This is a genomic window from Micromonospora sp. NPDC005215, from assembly GCF_040607915.1.
In the GTDB taxonomy this organism is placed as follows: Bacteria; Actinomycetota; Actinomycetes; order Mycobacteriales; family Micromonosporaceae; genus Micromonospora.
In genome coordinates this window covers 77,076-93,443 of sequence record NZ_JBEXHQ010000018.1, presented here as the reverse complement: position 1 = coordinate 93,443, position 16,368 = coordinate 77,076, and the positions used below count along the sequence as shown (strand labels likewise).

15 protein-coding genes and 1 riboswitch are annotated in these 16,368 nt (G+C 73.2%); of the genes, 4 read left to right on the top strand and 11 right to left on the bottom strand.

What is annotated here, in order from left to right; all coding sequences use genetic code 11:
• The first annotated feature begins 2 nt into the window (after nt 1–2).
• Entirely contained in the window at nt 3–746 is a 744-nt protein-coding gene (locus ABZU25_RS16070; RefSeq protein WP_355030093.1) for an amino acid ABC transporter ATP-binding protein, read from the top strand.
• A 55-nt stretch (nt 747–801) separates the two neighbouring features.
• Here the strand turns inward: ABZU25_RS16070 and ribH are convergent, their stop codons facing one another.
• The 7 genes from ribH to rpe form a co-directional block, all read right to left on the bottom strand.
• On the bottom strand, nt 802–1,302 hold the full coding sequence (gene ribH, locus ABZU25_RS16065) for a 6,7-dimethyl-8-ribityllumazine synthase (RefSeq protein ID WP_238648758.1): 501 nt from the start codon (nt 1,300–1,302) through the stop codon (nt 802–804).
• Between the two features lie 2 nt (nt 1,303–1,304).
• Complete coding sequence (locus ABZU25_RS16060) at nt 1,305–2,570, bottom strand: bifunctional 3,4-dihydroxy-2-butanone-4-phosphate synthase/GTP cyclohydrolase II (RefSeq protein ID WP_355030092.1); 1,266 nt, start codon at nt 2,568–2,570, stop codon at nt 1,305–1,307.
• On the bottom strand, nt 2,567–3,253 hold the full coding sequence (pnuC, locus tag ABZU25_RS16055; RefSeq protein WP_355030091.1) for a nicotinamide riboside transporter PnuC: 687 nt from the start codon (nt 3,251–3,253) through the stop codon (nt 2,567–2,569). The genes ABZU25_RS16060 and pnuC overlap by 4 nt, the downstream gene beginning before the upstream one ends.
• Nucleotides 3,253–3,897: a riboflavin synthase gene (locus ABZU25_RS16050; protein ID WP_355030090.1), complete on the bottom strand. Its 645-nt coding sequence runs from the start codon at nt 3,895–3,897 to the stop codon at nt 3,253–3,255. Before ABZU25_RS16050 ends, pnuC begins: the two co-directional genes overlap by 1 nt.
• Nucleotide 3,898: 1 nt before the next feature.
• A complete protein-coding gene (gene ribD / locus ABZU25_RS16045; protein WP_355030089.1) occupies nt 3,899–4,960 on the bottom strand; it encodes a bifunctional diaminohydroxyphosphoribosylaminopyrimidine deaminase/5-amino-6-(5-phosphoribosylamino)uracil reductase RibD in 1,062 nt (353 codons plus the stop codon).
• 164 nt (nt 4,961–5,124) lie between these two features.
• A riboswitch (FMN riboswitch) is annotated at nt 5,125–5,295 on the bottom strand.
• Nucleotides 5,296–5,373: 78 nt separating this feature from the next.
• The gene (locus tag ABZU25_RS16040) at nt 5,374–6,330 is read right to left on the bottom strand and encodes a response regulator (protein WP_355030088.1); all 957 of its coding nucleotides are present in this window, start codon (nt 6,328–6,330) and stop codon (nt 5,374–5,376) included.
• A 1-nt stretch (nt 6,331) separates the two neighbouring features.
• The gene (gene rpe, locus ABZU25_RS16035; protein ID WP_355030087.1) at nt 6,332–7,012 is read right to left on the bottom strand and encodes a ribulose-phosphate 3-epimerase; all 681 of its coding nucleotides are present in this window, start codon (nt 7,010–7,012) and stop codon (nt 6,332–6,334) included.
• Nucleotides 7,013–7,266: 254 nt separating this feature from the next.
• Here rpe and ABZU25_RS16030 point away from each other — a divergent pair, with 254 nt between their 5' ends.
• Nucleotides 7,267–8,157 carry a septum formation family protein gene (locus ABZU25_RS16030; RefSeq protein ID WP_355030086.1) on the top strand — a complete coding sequence of 297 codons (891 nt, stop codon included), beginning with the start codon at nt 7,267–7,269 and terminating at the stop codon, nt 8,155–8,157.
• 82 nt (nt 8,158–8,239) lie between these two features.
• A complete protein-coding gene (locus ABZU25_RS16025; protein WP_355030085.1) occupies nt 8,240–9,130 on the top strand; it encodes a septum formation family protein in 891 nt (296 codons plus the stop codon).
• Between the two features lie 46 nt (nt 9,131–9,176).
• On the opposite strand, the gene ABZU25_RS16020 is transcribed toward ABZU25_RS16025, so the two are convergent.
• The 4 genes from ABZU25_RS16020 to ABZU25_RS16005 all read right to left on the bottom strand — a co-directional run bounded on the left by ABZU25_RS16020 (nt 9,177) and on the right by ABZU25_RS16005 (nt 14,788).
• Nucleotides 9,177–10,664: a transcription antitermination factor NusB gene (locus ABZU25_RS16020; RefSeq protein ID WP_355030128.1), complete on the bottom strand. Its 1,488-nt coding sequence runs from the start codon at nt 10,662–10,664 to the stop codon at nt 9,177–9,179.
• Nucleotides 10,619–11,545 carry a methionyl-tRNA formyltransferase gene (gene fmt / locus ABZU25_RS16015; protein ID WP_355030084.1) on the bottom strand — a complete coding sequence of 309 codons (927 nt, stop codon included), beginning with the start codon at nt 11,543–11,545 and terminating at the stop codon, nt 10,619–10,621. The genes ABZU25_RS16020 and fmt overlap by 46 nt, the downstream gene beginning before the upstream one ends.
• A gap of 4 nt (nt 11,546–11,549) precedes the next feature.
• The gene (def, locus tag ABZU25_RS16010) at nt 11,550–12,107 is read right to left on the bottom strand and encodes a peptide deformylase (RefSeq protein WP_355030083.1); all 558 of its coding nucleotides are present in this window, start codon (nt 12,105–12,107) and stop codon (nt 11,550–11,552) included.
• 191 nt (nt 12,108–12,298) lie between these two features.
• Nucleotides 12,299–14,788, bottom strand: a complete 2,490-nt coding sequence (locus ABZU25_RS16005) for a tetratricopeptide repeat protein (RefSeq protein ID WP_355030082.1) — start codon at nt 14,786–14,788, stop codon at nt 12,299–12,301.
• 240 nt (nt 14,789–15,028) lie between these two features.
• On the opposite strand from ABZU25_RS16005, the gene ABZU25_RS16000 reads away from it, so the two are divergent.
• Nucleotides 15,029–16,309, top strand: a complete 1,281-nt coding sequence (locus tag ABZU25_RS16000; protein WP_355030081.1) for a hypothetical protein — start codon at nt 15,029–15,031, stop codon at nt 16,307–16,309.
• Nucleotides 16,310–16,368 lie beyond the last annotated feature (59 nt).

The window sequence follows — 16,368 nt, the reverse complement described above, 5'->3', positions numbered from 1 at the left end:
CCATGGCGCTGCTGCGCTGCCGGGGTCTGCGCAAGGAGTTCGCCGGCACCGTCGTGCTCGACCACCTCGACCTGACGGTCGCCGAGCATCAGGTGGTCGCGCTGATCGGCGCCTCCGGTTCGGGCAAGTCCACCCTGCTGCGCTGCGTGAACCTGCTGGAGGAGCTGGACGACGGCACCATCGAGCTGGACGGGGAGGACATCTCCGATCCCCGGGTGGACCCGGACCGGGTCCGCCGGCGGATCGGGATGGTGTTCCAGGCGTACAACCTCTTCCCGCACCTGAGCGTGTTGGACAACATCACCCTCGCGCCGCGGCGCGTACACCGGCGGGCCCGGGCGGAGGCGGAGGCGCAGGCCCGGGAGCTGCTCGACCGGGTGGGTCTCGGCGCCCGGGCGGACGCCTACCCGGACCGGCTCTCCGGCGGGCAGCAGCAGCGGGTGGCGATCGTCCGGGCACTGGCGAACTCACCTCGACTGATGCTGCTCGACGAGATCACCTCCGCGCTGGACCCGGAACTCGTCGGTGAGGTGCTGGCGATGATCCGGGACCTGAAGGCCGACGGCATGACCATGGTGCTGGCCACCCACGAGATGGGCTTCGCCCGTGAGGTCGCCGACCAGGTCTGCTTCCTCGACGGCGGGCGGGTCGTCGAGAGCGGACCGCCGGAGCAGGTGCTCGGCGAGCCGACCCAGCCCCGGACCCGGCAGTTCCTGCACCGGATCATCGAGGCCGGTCGCCTCTGAACCTGGTCGCCGCCGAACCTGGCCGCCGCTGAGCCCGGCCGCCGGTGGAGCTGCGTCAGCCGCCGAAGCCGACCCGCTGGGCGTTGCCCGCCGCCACCGTTCGCACGGCGAGCGCCGCGTCGAGCGCGGCCACCGTGGCGGCCCAGCCCTTGTCCTCGGCCGAGCCGGGCAGACCGGCCCGGTCGCGGGCCTGCTCGATGGTCTCCACGGTCAGCACCCCGTGCGCCACCGGCTTGCCCTCGTCCAGCGCCACCCGGGTCAGCCCGTCGGTCACCGAGCGGCAGACGTAGTCGAAGTGCGCTGTGGAACCGCGCACCACCACGCCGAGAGCGACCACCACGTCACAGCGGCGTGCCAGGGCCTGGGCCACCACCGGCAGCTCGACCGAGCCGGCGACCCGGGCGACGACGGAACGCGCCCCGCACGCCTCGGCGGCCGCCACGGCCCGCTCCAGCATGTGGTCGGTCAGGTCACCATGCCACCGGGCGGCCACGATCCCGACGGTCAGCCCCGCTGCGTCCACCGCGTCGACTCCCGGCTCACCGAAACCCGCCATCGTCATGCTCCGATCTCGTCGTTGGCGACCGGACGCCCCAGCGGCGCCTCGGACACTTCGTCCAACTCGTCCAGCAGGTGACCCATCCGGTCCCGCTTGGTGCGCAGGTACCGCAGGTTCTCCGGGTGCGCCCCGGCCGGCAACCCCTCCCGGCCGGTGATGGTCAACCCGTACCCCTCCAGCCCGGCCCGCTTGGCCGGGTTGTTTGTCAGCAGTCGCATCGAGCGCACGCCCAGGTCGTAGAGGATCTGCGCGCCGGTGCCGTAGTCGCGGGCGTCGGCCGGCAGGCCCAGGTCGAGGTTGGCGTCGACGGTGTCGCGTCCGGAGTCCTGCAACTGGTACGCCTGAAGCTTGTGCAACAGCCCGATGCCGCGCCCCTCGTGTCCGCGGACGTAGAGGACCACGCCCCGGCCCTCGTGGGCGACCCGGGCCAGCGCGGCGTCCAACTGCGGCCCGCAGTCGCAGCGCAGCGAGCCGAACACGTCCCCGGTGAGGCACTCCGAGTGCACCCGGACCAGCACGTCCTGGCCGTCGCCGAGGTCACCCAGCACCATGGCGACGTGTTCGGCCGGATCGTGCTCGGCGCGGTAGCCGAGCGCCCGGAACACCCCGTGCCGGGTGGGCATCCGGGCGTCCGCGACCAGTTCGACCTGCTTCTCGGTACGCCGCCGGTAGGCGATCAGGTCGGCGATGGTGATCAGCGTGAGGCCGTGCTCGGCGCAGAACTTCTCCAGGTCCGGCACCCGCATCATGGTGCCGTCGTCGTTGACCAGCTCGCAGAGCACGCCCGCCGGACGCAGCCCGGCCAGCCGGGTCAGGTCGATCGCCGCCTCGGTGTGCCCGGATCGACGCAGCACCCCGCCCTCGCGGGCGCGCAGCGGCACCACGTGCCCGGGCCGGGCCAGGTCGGTCGGATCGGTCGCCGCGGCGGCGAGCAGCCGGCTGGTGTGGGCGCGGTCGGCCGCCGAGATGCCGGTGCTGATCCCCTCCCGGGCGTCCACGGTCACCGTGTACGCGGTGCCGCGCCGATCCTGGTTGGTGTGGTGCATCGGCGGCAGGTCGAGACGGTCGGCCTCGCGCTCGGTCAACGCCACGCAGACGTACCCGGAGGTGTAGCGCACCATGAACGCCATCAGCTCCGGCGTGGCCAGCTCGGCCGCGAAGATCAGGTCGCCCTCGTTCTCCCGGTCGGCGTCGTCGACCACGACGACCGGCCGGCCGGCGGCGATCTCCGCGATCGCCTGCTCGATATCCCCGAAGCTGGTCACGCGACGGCCTCCGTGTAGATGGGACGGGCGGGGGCTGGCCGGGTGGCGCGCGAGGTGCGCCACCAGGCGGCGAAGCCCCAGGCGCAGATGGCGCCGTAGATCAGGTACATGACCGCCGACGGATAGAAGCCGCCGCGCAGCAGCAGCGGCACGCCGACCGCGTCGACAGCGATCCAGAGCAGCCAGAACTCCACCCAGCCACGGGCCATGCCGTAGGTGGCCAGCAGGCTGCCGGTGAGGATCCAGGCGTCGGGCAGCGGACCCCACGAGCCCAGTGCCTTGAGCACCGGGTACGCCGCGGCGGTGCCGACCGCGGCGGCCAGCAGCAGCATCAGCCGCTCCCGCCCGGTGGCCCAGCGCGGGACGACCGCCGCCTGACCGGCGTCGGCGCGACGGTTGCGCTGCCAGCGCCACCAGCCGTAGACGCTGACCGCGAAGAAGAACACCTGCCGGCCGGCCTGCCCGTACAGGTCGTGCTCCTGCGGGGTGACGAACACCCCGCCGAGGAAGACGGTGAGCAGCAGCGCGTTACCGATCATCCCGACCGGCCACGCCCAGACCAGCCGGCGCAGCCCGAGCAGCGCGGAGATCAGCCCGAAGGCGTTGCCGACGACCTCCCGGGCCAGCACCGGCGAGCCGGCCACCTGCACCTGGGCGTCCAACAGCCAGCTGAGCGGACCCATCACGCCACCGGCCCGGTGCCGGCGGCCACGCCGTGACCGTCGGTGTCGGTGAGCCGGTTGCCGAGCAGCCGCTCCACGTACTTGGCCAGCACGTCGACCTCCAGGTTGACCGGGTCGCCAACACCCTTGGCACCGAGCGTGGTCAGCTTGAGCGTGGTCGGGATCAACCCGACGGCGAACTCGTCCGCGCCCACCTCGGCCACGGTCAGCGAGATCCCGTCGATGGTGATCGAGCCCTTCTCCACCACGTACCGGGACAGCGCGGCGGGCAGTCGGAACCGGACGGTCTCCCACTGCTCGGCCGGCTCCCGGGAGATCAGCTCACCGACGCCGTCGACGTGGCCCTGCACCAGGTGCCCGCCGAGCCGGCTGCCGAGGGCGGCGGCCCGCTCCAGGTTGACCGGGTCGCCGACGCTCAGCGCGCCGAGCGCGGAGCGGCGCAGCGTCTCCCCCATCACGTCGGCGGTGAAGACCCCGTCGCTGACCTCCACGACGGTCAGGCAGACGCCGTTGACCGCGATGGAGTCGCCGTGTCGGGCGTCGGACGTGACAAACGGACCGCGCACGGCGACAAGCGCCGAATCGCCCGCCGTCGCCGTAACCCGGACGATCTCGCCCAACTCCTCGATAATGCCGGTGAACATGTCAGCCCTCCCTTTTGCGGGGCAAAGCGGTGATCCGAAGATCCGGACCGATCTGCGTAACGTCGACGAACTCCAGATCGATGGCCTCAGCGATGGTGGTCACTCCCGCGTCGACCAGGGCGGTCGGGCCGGCGCCGAGCAACCGGGGCGCGACGTAGGAGACGATCTTGTCGACCAGGCCGGCCCGCAGGAACGCGCCGGCCAGTCGGGGGCCACCCTCCAACAGCACCGCGCGGATTCCACGCTGGTGCAGCGCCGCGAGCAGCGCCGACAGGTCGACCCGGCCGTCCGGGCCGGCGCCGACCTCGTCGGCGGTCGCGATCCACGTCCGCGCGGCGCCGTCGCGGACCCGGGCGTCAACCGGGGTACGCCCCGAGCTGTCCACGACCACCCGCAGCGGCTGCCGGATGGCCAGGCTGCCGTCGCGCAGGTTGCGGGCGGTCAACCGGGGGTCGTCGGCGAGCACGGTGCCCACCCCGGCGAGCACCGCGTCGACAGTGCCGCGCAGCGCGTGCACGTCGATCCGGGCCGCCTCCGAGGTGATCCACATGCTGGTGCCGTCCGCCGCGGCGGAGCGCCCGTCGAGCGTGGCGGCGTACTTCCAGATGACGTACGGCCAGCCGCGGCGCATCGAGGTCAGCCAGGCGACGTTGCCGGCCTCGGCCTCCTCGCCGCGTACCCCCAGATCGACACGGACCCCGGCGGCGCGCAGGGTGGCGGCACCCCCGGACGCGACAGGGTTGGGGTCGGGTACGGCGATGGCCACCCGGGAGATTCCGGCCTGGACGAGCGCGGAACTGCAGGGGCCGGTGCGGCCGGTGTGGTCGCAGGGTTCCAGAGTGACGACCGCGGTGCCGCCCTTGGCGCGCTGCCCGGCCTGCGCCAGCGCGACGATCTCGGCGTGCGGCCCGCCGGCGTACGCGTGGAAGCCCTCGCCCACGACCTGGCCGTCCTCGTCGAGCAGCACGCAGCCGACCACCGGATTGGGACTGGTGGTGCCGAGCCCGCGTGCCGCCAACTCGATCGCACGCCGCATCGCCTCGTCGACGGAGACGCTGGCCATCGCCCTGCCCTGCCCTCTCACTCGCCGATCCGCGCGGGCGGTCAGGGAGGCGGCGGCCATGGGGCCACGGGCAGGCGGTGGCGGATTCCGGGAACGGCACAGCCGCCCCCGGAGGGTCGGCACGGCACGCTGAAGCCAGCGGCCGGCTCGGACCCGTCCGTCCCGCGCGCTGTCTCCCATCCGGACTGTCTGGGTGCGGACGAACCGCTCCCAACCGTCGGCCCCGGATTTTCACCAGGTCCACCGGGCGGCAGAGCCGTCCGGGTCGCGGGCTGACCACGGTTGGACCGTGGATCACCGCCGGTTCGGAATTTCACCGAGTCCCGCCAGCGCGTGGTGGGTACAGGGCAGTCTTACACGCCGACGGGGGTGCGTCGCCACCCACGCGAGCTACTTCACAGCGGGATCACGCGTCAGGTGACGCCGCGACGCCGGTCCACTGCCACGTACGACCCGGGTTGGCTCTTGGCGACCGTCTTCATCTCCGAGGCCACCGCGATCACCTCAAGGGGGTCGGTGAACCGCTTGACGGCGTCGGAGAGGGACACCCCGATGGACAGCGTGACCAGGGCGGCGCGACGGATGTTGCCGCGCCGGTCCTTCAGCTCGACGAAGCCGCGCTCCCGGTCGGTCGGGTCGTAGAGCGTGTCGGCGGCGTTCTCGAAGTCCACCACCGCCCGGGAGGTCAGCGGGCGGACCTGGTCCGGGGCGCAGACGATGACGAAGTCGTCACCGCCGACGTGTCCGAGGAAGGCCGGCGGCAGACCGACACCCACCACCGCCCGGTGCAGGCTGCGGGCCAACGCGGAGATGAAGTCGTCGCCACGGACGAAACCGTACCGGTCGTTCACGCTCTTGAACCGGTCGATGTCGACGTAGCCGACGGCGTAGTCCACCCCCTGTCGCACCCGGTCGGTGATCTCCCGACGGATCCGACTGTTGCCGGGCAGCCCGGTCAACGGGGAGACCTCCCGGAACTCCTTGTTGCGGCGCAGCGTGGACGAGACCCGGGCCACCAGCTCGGCGGTGTCGAACGGCTTGACCAGGTAGTCGTCGGCGCCGGCACTGAGCCCGTGCACCTTGTCGACGGTCATCCCCTTGGCCGTCAGCATGATCACCGGCAGGGCGGAGGTCATCGGGTCGGCGCGCAGCCGCCGGGTCAGCTCCAACCCGTCGACGCGGGGCATCATGAGGTCGACCACCGCCAGGTCCGGCCGCTGGCGCTCGATGACCTCCAGGGCCTCCTGGCCGTCGCTGGCGTGGATCACCTCGAAGCCGTGCAGCCGCAGGTTGAACTCGACGAAACGAGCGATGTCCTCGTCGTCGTCGACGACGAGGATGATGTCCTTGCGGTCGACCTCGGGCTCCACCTCAGGCCCCGGGAGCCGCGCGTTGCGCCAGTGCCCGCAGGTGGCGCACCGCCTCCGCCGGGTCGGCGGCGCCGTACACCGCGGTGCCGGCCACGAACGCGTCGGCGCCGGCGGCGGCGGCCTGCTCGATGGTGTCCGCGGCGATCCCGCCGTCCACCTCGATGCGCAGCTCCAGGTGCCCGGCCGAGACGTGCCGGCGGGCGGCCCGCACCTTATCCAGCAACTGCGGGATGAACCGCTGCCCACCGAAACCAGCCTTGATCGTCATGATCAGCAGCGTGTCGAAGCTGGGCAGCAGGTCCAGGTACGGCTCGATCGGGGTGTCCCGGTCGATGGCCAGACCGGCCTTCGCGCCCGCCGAGCGCAGGTCCTTGGCCAGCGCCACCGGGTCGTCGGCCGCCTCCGCGTGGAAGGTGACGTTGTACGCCCCCGCGTCGGCGTAACCGGGGGCCCACCGGCGCGGATCCTCGATCATCAGGTGCACGTCGAACGGCATCGCGGTGACCGCCCGCAGGCTCTGCACCACCGGCAACCCGATGGTCAGGTTCGGCACGAAATGGTTGTCCATCACGTCGACGTGCAACCAGTCCGCGGCGTCCTCGACGGCACGGACCTCTTCGGCGAGGTGGGCAAAATCGGCGGCCAGAATGCTCGGCGCGACGATCGGCGGCGGTACGGTCACGGGGCCAGTGTACGAACGCGGTCACCCGTCACCCGCATCGCGGCACCAACTCCGACGCGCTGTGATGCGACAGTGACCAGTGGTGCAGAATTAGTCGCTCCGGACTGCCGAATCCGGACGAACAGACATGAGTGGCTGGCCGATCGACGGAAACGCGACGACACTCCAACCGGGACGGTGCCGAAGGGCGCACGCCCGCCGGGGTTTCGCCGCGGGGCGCGGTGACCGGCCGCCAGCTCCCGGAAGGGCGGACGATGCGACGGTGGCTTCCAGCGCTGGTGCTGGCCGGCGTCACGACGATGCTGCTGGCCGGCTGCGCGCCGGCGCGGGGCGCGGACGGTGATCTCACCGACGACTGGCCGGCGCTGCGGGCCCCGACGCCGTTCGCCCCCGCCACCGACACCTGCCTGCCCCGGATCACCGCGGTCGTGCAGGCCAGCACCTACGAGACAGTGGACTGCGCGCGCAACCACCTGGCCGAGGCCATCCACGTCGGCACCTTCGTCGGGCCCGACGCGCTGACCGAGACCCGGCCGGAGCCCGGATCGCCGGCGCTGCGCACGGCCCGCGCCGAGTGCGACCAACGGGCCCGGGAGGTGCTCGGTGGCGACTGGCACACGGCCCGACTCGCGCTGTCCCTGGCGCTGCCCTCGGGGCCGGCCTGGGCCGGCGGCGCGCGCTGGTTCCGCTGCGACCTCAGCGAGACCGGCAGCATCGACAACACCCGCCCGGTGAACCGCACCGGCAGCCTGCGCGGCGCGTTGATCGGCGACAGCCCGCTGACCCACCGCTGCTTCGACCCCAAGCTGATCGGCGACAACCTCAACTACATGGCGCCGGTGCTCTGCACCGAGCCGCACCGCGCCGAGTTCGTGGGCGTCTACCAGGAACGGGACGCCAGCTGGGCCGAGTTCACCGGCTCCGCCGCGCAGTCACACAAACGCTGCATGGCGTTGATCGCCGAGTACGCCGCCGTGCCGAACAACAAGGACCTGCCGTACCGGGCCGGGTCCATCTACTACCCGCCCTCGCAACGGGAGTGGGAGGAGGGCGACCGTGGGGTGCGCTGCTTCCTGTGGAGCGACGACCGCAAACTCACCCGCTCGATGCGCGGCGCCGGCCCCGAGGGACTGCCCGCCATCTGAGCACCGGTGCCGTATGCTGCTGCGCCGTGGCGCTACCGACCGGCGGGGTCCGGCTGGAGGCCACAGTGGCGGGAGGTCAGGGATGCGACGGTGGTGGGCGGCGTACGCCGGGGGTGCGGCAGTGGCCCTGGTGCTGGCCGGGTGCAGCGCACCCGCCGGAGTCGACAGCGACCTCGTCGACGACTGGCCGGCGCCCGTCGCGGCGCAGCAGTTCGTGCCCGCCGCCGACGTCTGCCACCCGACCTCCCAGCAGGTCGGCTTCCTGAGCGGCTACAACCCGACGGCGTGCACCGACTCGCACCTGGTGGAGACCATGCACGTCGGCACGCTCACCGGCTCGAACGCCGCGCCGGGCACGCCCCCGCAGCCCGGCTCGGTCGGCATGCGGGCCGCACAGGCCGGGTGCGACACGGCTGTCAACAAGGCGGTGGGCGCCGACTGGCGTTCCGGGCGGCTCGGCCTGACCGTGGTGCTGCCGTCGCCACAGGCCTGGGCGGGCGGTGCCCGCTGGTACCGCTGCGACGTCAGCGAGATCGCCAGCATCGACGACACCACAGTCGGCCCGCGCACCGGCAGCCTCCGGGGTGCGCTGTCCGGCGCGGCGCCCCTGGCGTACCGCTGCTTCAACCCGAAGCTGGTCAAGGACGACATCGACGAGATGGTGCCGGTCTCCTGCACGGCCAGACACCACGCCGAGTTCGTCGGGGTCTGGCAGGCACCGGAGATCAGCTACGCCGAGTTTTCCCGCACCGTCAAGAAGACCCACCGGGCCTGCCAGACGATGATCGCCAGGTACGCCAAGGTGCCGGACAACTCCCAACTCGACTTCCGCGCCGGCACGATCTACTACCAGCCGTACGAGGAGGAGTGGAAGAACGGCAACCGCGGCGTGCAGTGCTTCCTCTGGATCTCCGACCGGAACCTGACCCGCTCGATGCGCAACGCCGGCACCAAGGGACTCCCGGTCACCTGAGCGTCTGGCGTCCGGCCGGTCGGGTGACCGGCCGGACGTGAGCCCGTCAGCCTCGCCGCAGGACGGCGAGGAACATCGCGTCGGTGCCGTGGCGGTGCGGCCAGAGCTGCACCGTCGGCCCGTCACCCAGACCGGGCATACCGGCCGGCAGCAGCGACCGGGCGTCGACGAAGTCCACCGCAACCCCACTGCGGCGGGCCGCCTCGGTCACTGTCACGTGCGTCTCGACGGTGTGCGGCGAGCAGGTCACATAGGCGACCAGACCACCCGGGCGGACCGCCCGCAACGCCGCTCCCAGCAACTCCCGTTGCAGCCGGGTCAGCGGCGGCAGGTCGGACGGTTGGCGGCGCCACCGCGACTCCGGCCGGCGCCGCAGCGAGCCCAGCCCCGTGCAGGGGGCGTCCACAAGCACCCGGTCGAAGTGCTGCTCCGGCAGCTTCGGGTCGGCGCCGACGTCACGACCGTCCATGGCCAGCACTGTCACCGGCAGGTCGCGGGTCGTCAGGGAGACCAGCCGGGCGCGGTGCTCGGCCACCTCCACCGCTGTCACCCGCGCGCCACGCTGCGCGGCCAGCGCGCCGAGCAGGCCGGCCTTGCCGCCCGGGCCGGCACACAGGTCCAGCCAGCGCCCGTCCGGGCCGTCCAGGGGCGCGTCGGCGAGTGCCGCGGCGACCAGCTGGGAGCCCTCGTCCTGGACGTGGGCACGGCCGTCGACCACCGCCGGGATGTCGCCCGGCGCGCCGCCGGGCAGATAGACGGTGTACGGCGAGAACGCGCCGGGCGCCCCGCCGACCTGGTCGGCCAGCTCGATCGGGTCGATCAGGCCGGGCCGGGCGCACAGGTGCACCGGGGGGCGCTCGTTGTCCTCGATCAGGAGCCGGGCCGTCTCACCGAGATCGCCGCCGAGCGCTTCGGAGAAGGCCCGCACGATCCACTGCGGATGGCTGTACGCCAACGACAGGTGCCCGACCGGGTCGGTCTCCATCGGCGGGGCGAGTTTCGCCACCCAGGCGTCCGCGTCCCGGCTGGACACCTCGCGCAGCACCGCGTTGGCGAAGCCGGTCGCGCCCGGTGCCACCGAACGGACCAGGTCCACCGTCGACGACACCGCGGCGTGCGCGGGCACTCGGGTGTGCAGGAGTTGGTACGCCCCGAGCCGCAGCGCGTCGCGGACCGGTGGGTCGATCCGGGCCACGTCCCGGCCGGCGGCGTCGGTCAGGATCGCGTCCAACGTGCCCAGGTTGCGCAGGGTGCCGTAGGTCAGCTCGGTGGCGAAGGCCGCGTCCCGGCCGAACAGCCCCTCATCCCGCAGGATGATGGGCAGCACCAGGTTGGCGAACGCGTCGTCGCGGTGCACCGCGGCCACCGCCTCGTACGCCGCACGGCGCGGGCGGTCCAGTGGTGGCCGGACCGGCCGGCGGTCCCCGCCACGATCCGCGGGCGGGCCGGAACGGGTGGGGCGGGTGGGGCGGGTGCCCTCCGGGGCTGTCACGCGAAGTCCTCTCCGGCGCCGACCCGGACGCCGCGCGCCCAGTCGGTCGCGCCCATGGCCCGCTTGCCCGCGGCGCGGACCTCACCGAGGCGCACCGGCACGGTCGCCGTGCCGGCCAACACCCGGGACTTCTCCACAAGCAACTCCCCCGGCTTCAGGTCGGGGCCGTCGGGCACCGGCACGACCGGGCCGAGCTTCACCCGCTCGCCCCGGAACATGGTCCAGCCGCCCGGGGCCGGGGTGCAGGCCCGGATCCGGCGGTCCACGGCGAAGGCCGGGTCGCCCCAGCGCACCCGGGCGTCGTCCACCGTCAGCTTCGGCGCCAGCGACACCCCGTCGGCGGGCTGCGGCTCGGCTCGGGCGGTGCCGTCGGCGATCGCGTCGAGCACCGCCACCAGCAGCCCGGCACCGGTGTCGGCGAGCCGTTCCAGCAGGTCACCGGAGGTGTCGGCGGCGCGGATCTCGTCGGTGAGGGTGCCGTAGACCGGGCCGGTGTCCAGACCCTCCTCCAACTGGAAGACGCTGGCCCCGGTCAGCTCGTCACCGTGCAGCACGGCGTGCTGCACGGGAGCGGCGCCACGCCACGCGGGCAGCACCGAGAAGTGCAGGTTGATCCAGCCGTGCCGGGGGATCTCCAGGGCGGCCGGCGGCACCAGCGCGCCGTAGGCGACCACCGGCACGCAGTCCGGCGCGAGCTCGCGCAGCCGGTCGAGGAACTCGGGGTCACGGGGGCGGGCCGGCCTGAGCACCTCGACGCCCTGCGCGTCGGCCCACTCGCCGACCGGGGAGCGGGACAGGCCACGCCCCCGCCCGGCGGGCGCGTCCGGCCGGGTGACAACGGCGAGCAGGTCGTGCCGGGAGGCGGCGACGGCGGCCAGGGCGGGAACGGCGACGGCCGGCGTACCGGCGAAGATCACACGCATCGGGTCACCGACCCAGACCGAAGGGGTCGCTGATGTGCGGGCTCAGCTTGATCGTGGGTGGGGCCGCCCCGTCGTACCAGTCGGCCGCACGGATCGCCTTCATGGCTTCCTTGCGCCCCTCCTGGTCCAGTCGGTCCAGGAAGAGCACCCCGTCGAGGTGGTCGGTCTCGTGCTGGACGCAACGCGACATCAGGCCGCTACCGACGATCTGCACCGGGTCGCCGAAGGAGCTGAAGCCCTTGGCGACGACATTCTGCCGACGCTTGGTGTCGAAGTAGAGCCCGGGGATCGACAGGCAGCCCTCCGGGCCATCCTGCTCCTCCTCGTCGGGAAACTCGAGCACCGGATTGATCAGGTGCCCGAGCACGTCGTCGACGTCGAAGGTGAACACCCGCAGACTCACGCCGAGCTGCGGCGCGGCCAGGCCGGCGCCGTTCTGCTCACGCATCGTGTCGGTGAGGTCGGCGACGAGCCGACGCAGCTCGGCGTCGAAGTTGACCACCGGATCGGCCGGCGTGCGCAGCACCGGATCCCCAAACAGACGGATGGGCTGAACGGTCACGCGGGATGGCTCCTTCGACAGGTGGACGGGCGGTGCCGTACCAGTCTACGGAGTGCCCGGCCGCACGCTGGCCGGCGTACCTCAATCGGCCACCGCCGGTGTGCCAAGCGTCACCGGCCGACCTCCGGGCGCCGGCCGAGCGCGCCCGGCGGCGACCCCTCGCCGACCTCCGACCAGCTCGTGGGCGAGGGTCAGCCCGGCGTCGAGCAGCTGGCCGTCGCCCGGCTCAGCAGGTCACGCACCCGCTCGACGTCGGGGTGGCCGAGGTCGTCGAGGATGCCCAGGGCCCGCCGCCAGGTGCGGACGGCACCTGGCGTGTCCCCCGCCGCGTGTCGGCTCTCGCCGAGCCGGGACAGGGTGTCCGCCTCGTCGTAGCGGTCGCTGACCCGCCGGTACAAACCGAGCGCCCGCTGGTAACAGCGCACCGCCGCGCGGTGGTCACCCAGCCGGGCGTGGATGAAGCCGAGGCTGTCCCAGGTGTTCGCCTCACCGTGCCGGTCGCCGGTCGGGCGCAGCAGCGCCAACGCCTGCTCGCAGTGCGCGAGCGCGGGCCCGTACTGGCCGAGCTGGGCGTGGGCCCAACCCACCGCGTTACGGGCGCTGGCCTCCCCGTCCGGATGGCCGGCGGCCCGGTACAGCGCCAGGGCCCGCTGTCCGTGGTCCAGGGCCTCGGCGTACCGGCCGAGCCCGTCGAGCATCGCGCCGAACGCCCGGTGGGTACGCGCCTGCCCGGTGTGATCACCCAACGCCTCGAAGATGACAAGGGCCTGGCGGTAGTTCCGGGCTGCCTCGTCCACCCGGCCCAGCCGGGAGAGCACCCGGGCCAGGTCGCGGTGGGCGTTCGCCTGCCCGAGCCGGTCGCCCGCCCGCCGCGCCCCGGCCAGGGCGGTCCGCTGGGCGACGGCCAGGTCCGTCCAACGCCCCCGACGTTGCAGGAAGTCCACAAGTGTCCAGGCCAACTGCCAGGCATGGCCGTCGAACCCGGCCCGTCTGGCGTGTGCGACCGCCGCCAGCAGCACCGGGTACTCGATGGTGAACCAGGCCAGCGCCTGACCGTGGTTGGTGATCTCCTCGGGCAGCACGCCCGGTGGAGCGGCGGCCAGGGTGACCGGATCCCGGCCCGGTTGCAGCAGCAGCGCGGCCGCGTGGGCGGTGTGCAGGTAGTGGTCCAGCCCACGCCGGATCGCGGCCCGCCGGGCTTCCGCCGGCTCGAGACGTTCCGCCAGCTCCGCCGCGTACGCCCGGAGGAGGTCGTGCGCGCCGAACCGGCCGGGGGCCTGCTCGGTGACCAGGTGGGCGTGGGCCAGCTCCGCCAGCAGTCGAGGCACCTGACCGCGGGGCAGCCCGGCCAGGCTGGCCGCCGCGGCGACCCCGATCTCCGGCCCCGGATGGCAGCCGAACAGCCGGAACAGGCGCGCTGCCGCAGGCGTCAGGCTCCGGTACGACCAGGAGAAGACCGCCTGCACGTCGGTGCCTGCGTCGCCACCGTCGAACGAGTCCAGCGGGTGCGGCGCCTCGCGCAGCTCGGCGGCGAGGGTGGCCAGGCCGAAGGCGGGATTCGCCGCGCCTCTGGCGGCGAGCACCGCCAGCGCCAGCGGCAGCCGCGCACACCGCTCGATTATCTCGTCCACCGCCTGCGGTTCGGCCGCCAACCGGTCCGCGCCGAGCCGCCGGGCCAGCAGTTGCCAGGCCTCGACGGTGCTGAGCAGGCCCACGCCGATCGGCCGGGCGCCCTCGGCGGCGATCAGACCGGCGAGCCGGTTGCGGCTGGTGACCAGGACCAGGCAGCTCGGGCTGCCGACCAGCAGGGGACGGACCTGGTCGATGTCGCGGGCGTTGTCGAGCAGCACCAGCATCCGGCGGCCGGCGAGCAGGCTGCGATAGAGGCCCACCTGCGCGGGCAGGTGGGTGGGGATTCGTTCGGGCGGCACCTCAAGGGCCTCCAGGAAACCCCGGACCGCCTCGACGGCCGTCACCACCGCTCCGGAGGAGTCGAACCCGCGCAGGTCGACGTAGAGCTGGCCGTCCGGGAAACGGTCGGCGACCCGGTGCGCCCAGTACACCGCGAGCGTCGTCTTGCCGACCCCGGCCGTGCCGGACAACGTCATGACGGTGACCGCCGCCAGGCCGCCGTCCCCGGACCCGTCGGGCCCGGCGCAGGCGGCGTCGAGCTCGGCGAGCTGGGCGGCACGCCCGACGAAACCCGGCAGCGCCGGGGGCAGTTGGCGGGGCACCGGGAACCGGGCCGACAACGTACCGGTGCGCGGGCCGCCGGCCCTGGCCCGTCCGGCCCCGGCGCTCGCCCGTCCGGTGGTCGCGTGGTCCCGGTTCGGGCTTCGACGGCGCTCCTCGACCCGGTCCCGTGCCGTGGCGAGCACTCCCTGCTCGGCGGGGGTTGCCCCGAGCAGCCTGATGAGAGCGTCGAAGCGCTCCGGCGGAGGCAGGATGTTGCCGGCGAAGTACTCCCCGATGATCCCGCGCGACCAGCCGGTCTTCGCGGCCAGCTGCCGGTACGTCAGCTGCGTCTCGCCCTGCTGCCGGGCTTCCCGGCGGCGCAACTGGCGCAGCAACCCGGCCAGCTCCTGCAGTGTCTGCGCCTCGGCGCCGCCGCGGGCCACCTCGAACGCCGCGGGCGATCCCGGTGCCGCCGGTCGAACGAGAGGTACCCGTTGGTCGGACATGCGGCTCCACCCCCCGGTCACCCGGCCGCCCCGGATGCGCACGGGCAGGCTAATTCCGCCCCAGCGCCATTCGATAGGCGAGCGCCGATGTCTGACAGTTCCCTGTCGGAGGGTGGACCGTCCGACGCTGTCCGGCCGTGTCCAGCCCCGTCCAGGATGCGCCGCGTGGAGCCGACGTCCCATGCCACCGTCCTGGTGCGGGTTCGACCCGCTCCACAAACCCTGGGGGAAGAGGTACTGATGATCCGTCCACATCTGACCGTCCGGCGGTCCCCGTCGCTGCTGCGCCGCGCCGCCGTCGCCGCGTTCGGCCTCACGCTGCTCGCCGCGGGCGTGACCGCCGCGCCGGCCACCGCCGCACCCGCAGGCAAGGCTGCCAGCACCGGATTGTTCGTCGACAGCACACCCGTGCCCGGTGGCTTCGCCTCCTGGTCGGAGCTGCTCCGGCTGCAGCAGCGCATGAACACCGCCGCCGCGCGGATCACGAACGCCGCCGAGCGCAGTGCTAGTTCCGGCTTCGCCGGTGTCATCGCCGACCCCACCACCCGCCAGCTCCAGGTCTACTGGAAGGGGGAGCCGCCGGCCAACCTGGTGGCCACCGCCCGCGCCACCGTCGCGACCCGGGTGCTGTCCGCCCCGTACTCACAGCGGGAACTCCTCGCCGCGGCCGACCGGCTGCGGGCCAAGGCCGGCAACGAGATCACCACGGTCGGGCCGCGCGCCGACGGCGCCGGCCTGCTCGTCGGCACCCAGGACGGGCTGCTCGGCGCGACGGCACTCGCCGGCGTCCCGGTGACAGTGCAGACCGGGGTCGCCGCCTCGCCGGCGACCCGATGGGACGACTCGCCGCCCTGGTGGGGTGGCGCCGCGTGGCGCAACACCGCCACCGGCGGTGGCTGCTCGACCGGCTTCGGCGTGTGGCAGGGCGGGGTGTCGCGGGTGCTCTCCGCCGCGCACTGCGCCAACCTCAACGTCCTCGCGACCGACCCGACCGGGCAGACGATCGGCACCGTCAGCGCCCGCAACACCAGCTCGGACACCCTGCTCCTCGCCGGCAGCTCGGGCGGCCGGGTCTTCAACAACAGCACCAACGCGGCCGGCGGGGTGGTCAGCGAGTTCAGCAACCAGGTGATCGGCGCGTCGGCCAGTCAGGTCGGCAACTTCGTGTGCACCTCCGGGGCGTACTCCGGCACCCGCTGCTCGATCCAGGTGAGGGCCCGCAACCTCTGCATCAACGTGCGCAACTTCGGCACGGTCTGCGGTCAGGTGCAGGCCGAGAGCACCACCTTCACCAACGCCGTCGGTCAGGGTGACAGCGGCGGCCCGGTCGAGATCGTGAACGCGGCGAACACCCTGCAGGTCTGGGCCACCGGCACCAACACCGCCATCGACGACACCAACACGACGACGGCCTGTACCGGCTACGTCACCGCCGGCCGGGTCTGCGCCTGGCGGTTCTACTACGAGGACATCTTCTCGGGCATGGCCGGCGTCGGCGCCTCCGGCGTGGTCCTCGGCTGAGGCATCCCTCGACGCGACGTTTGCACAAGATGGCCGGGCCGGCGCGCACCCCGCGTGCC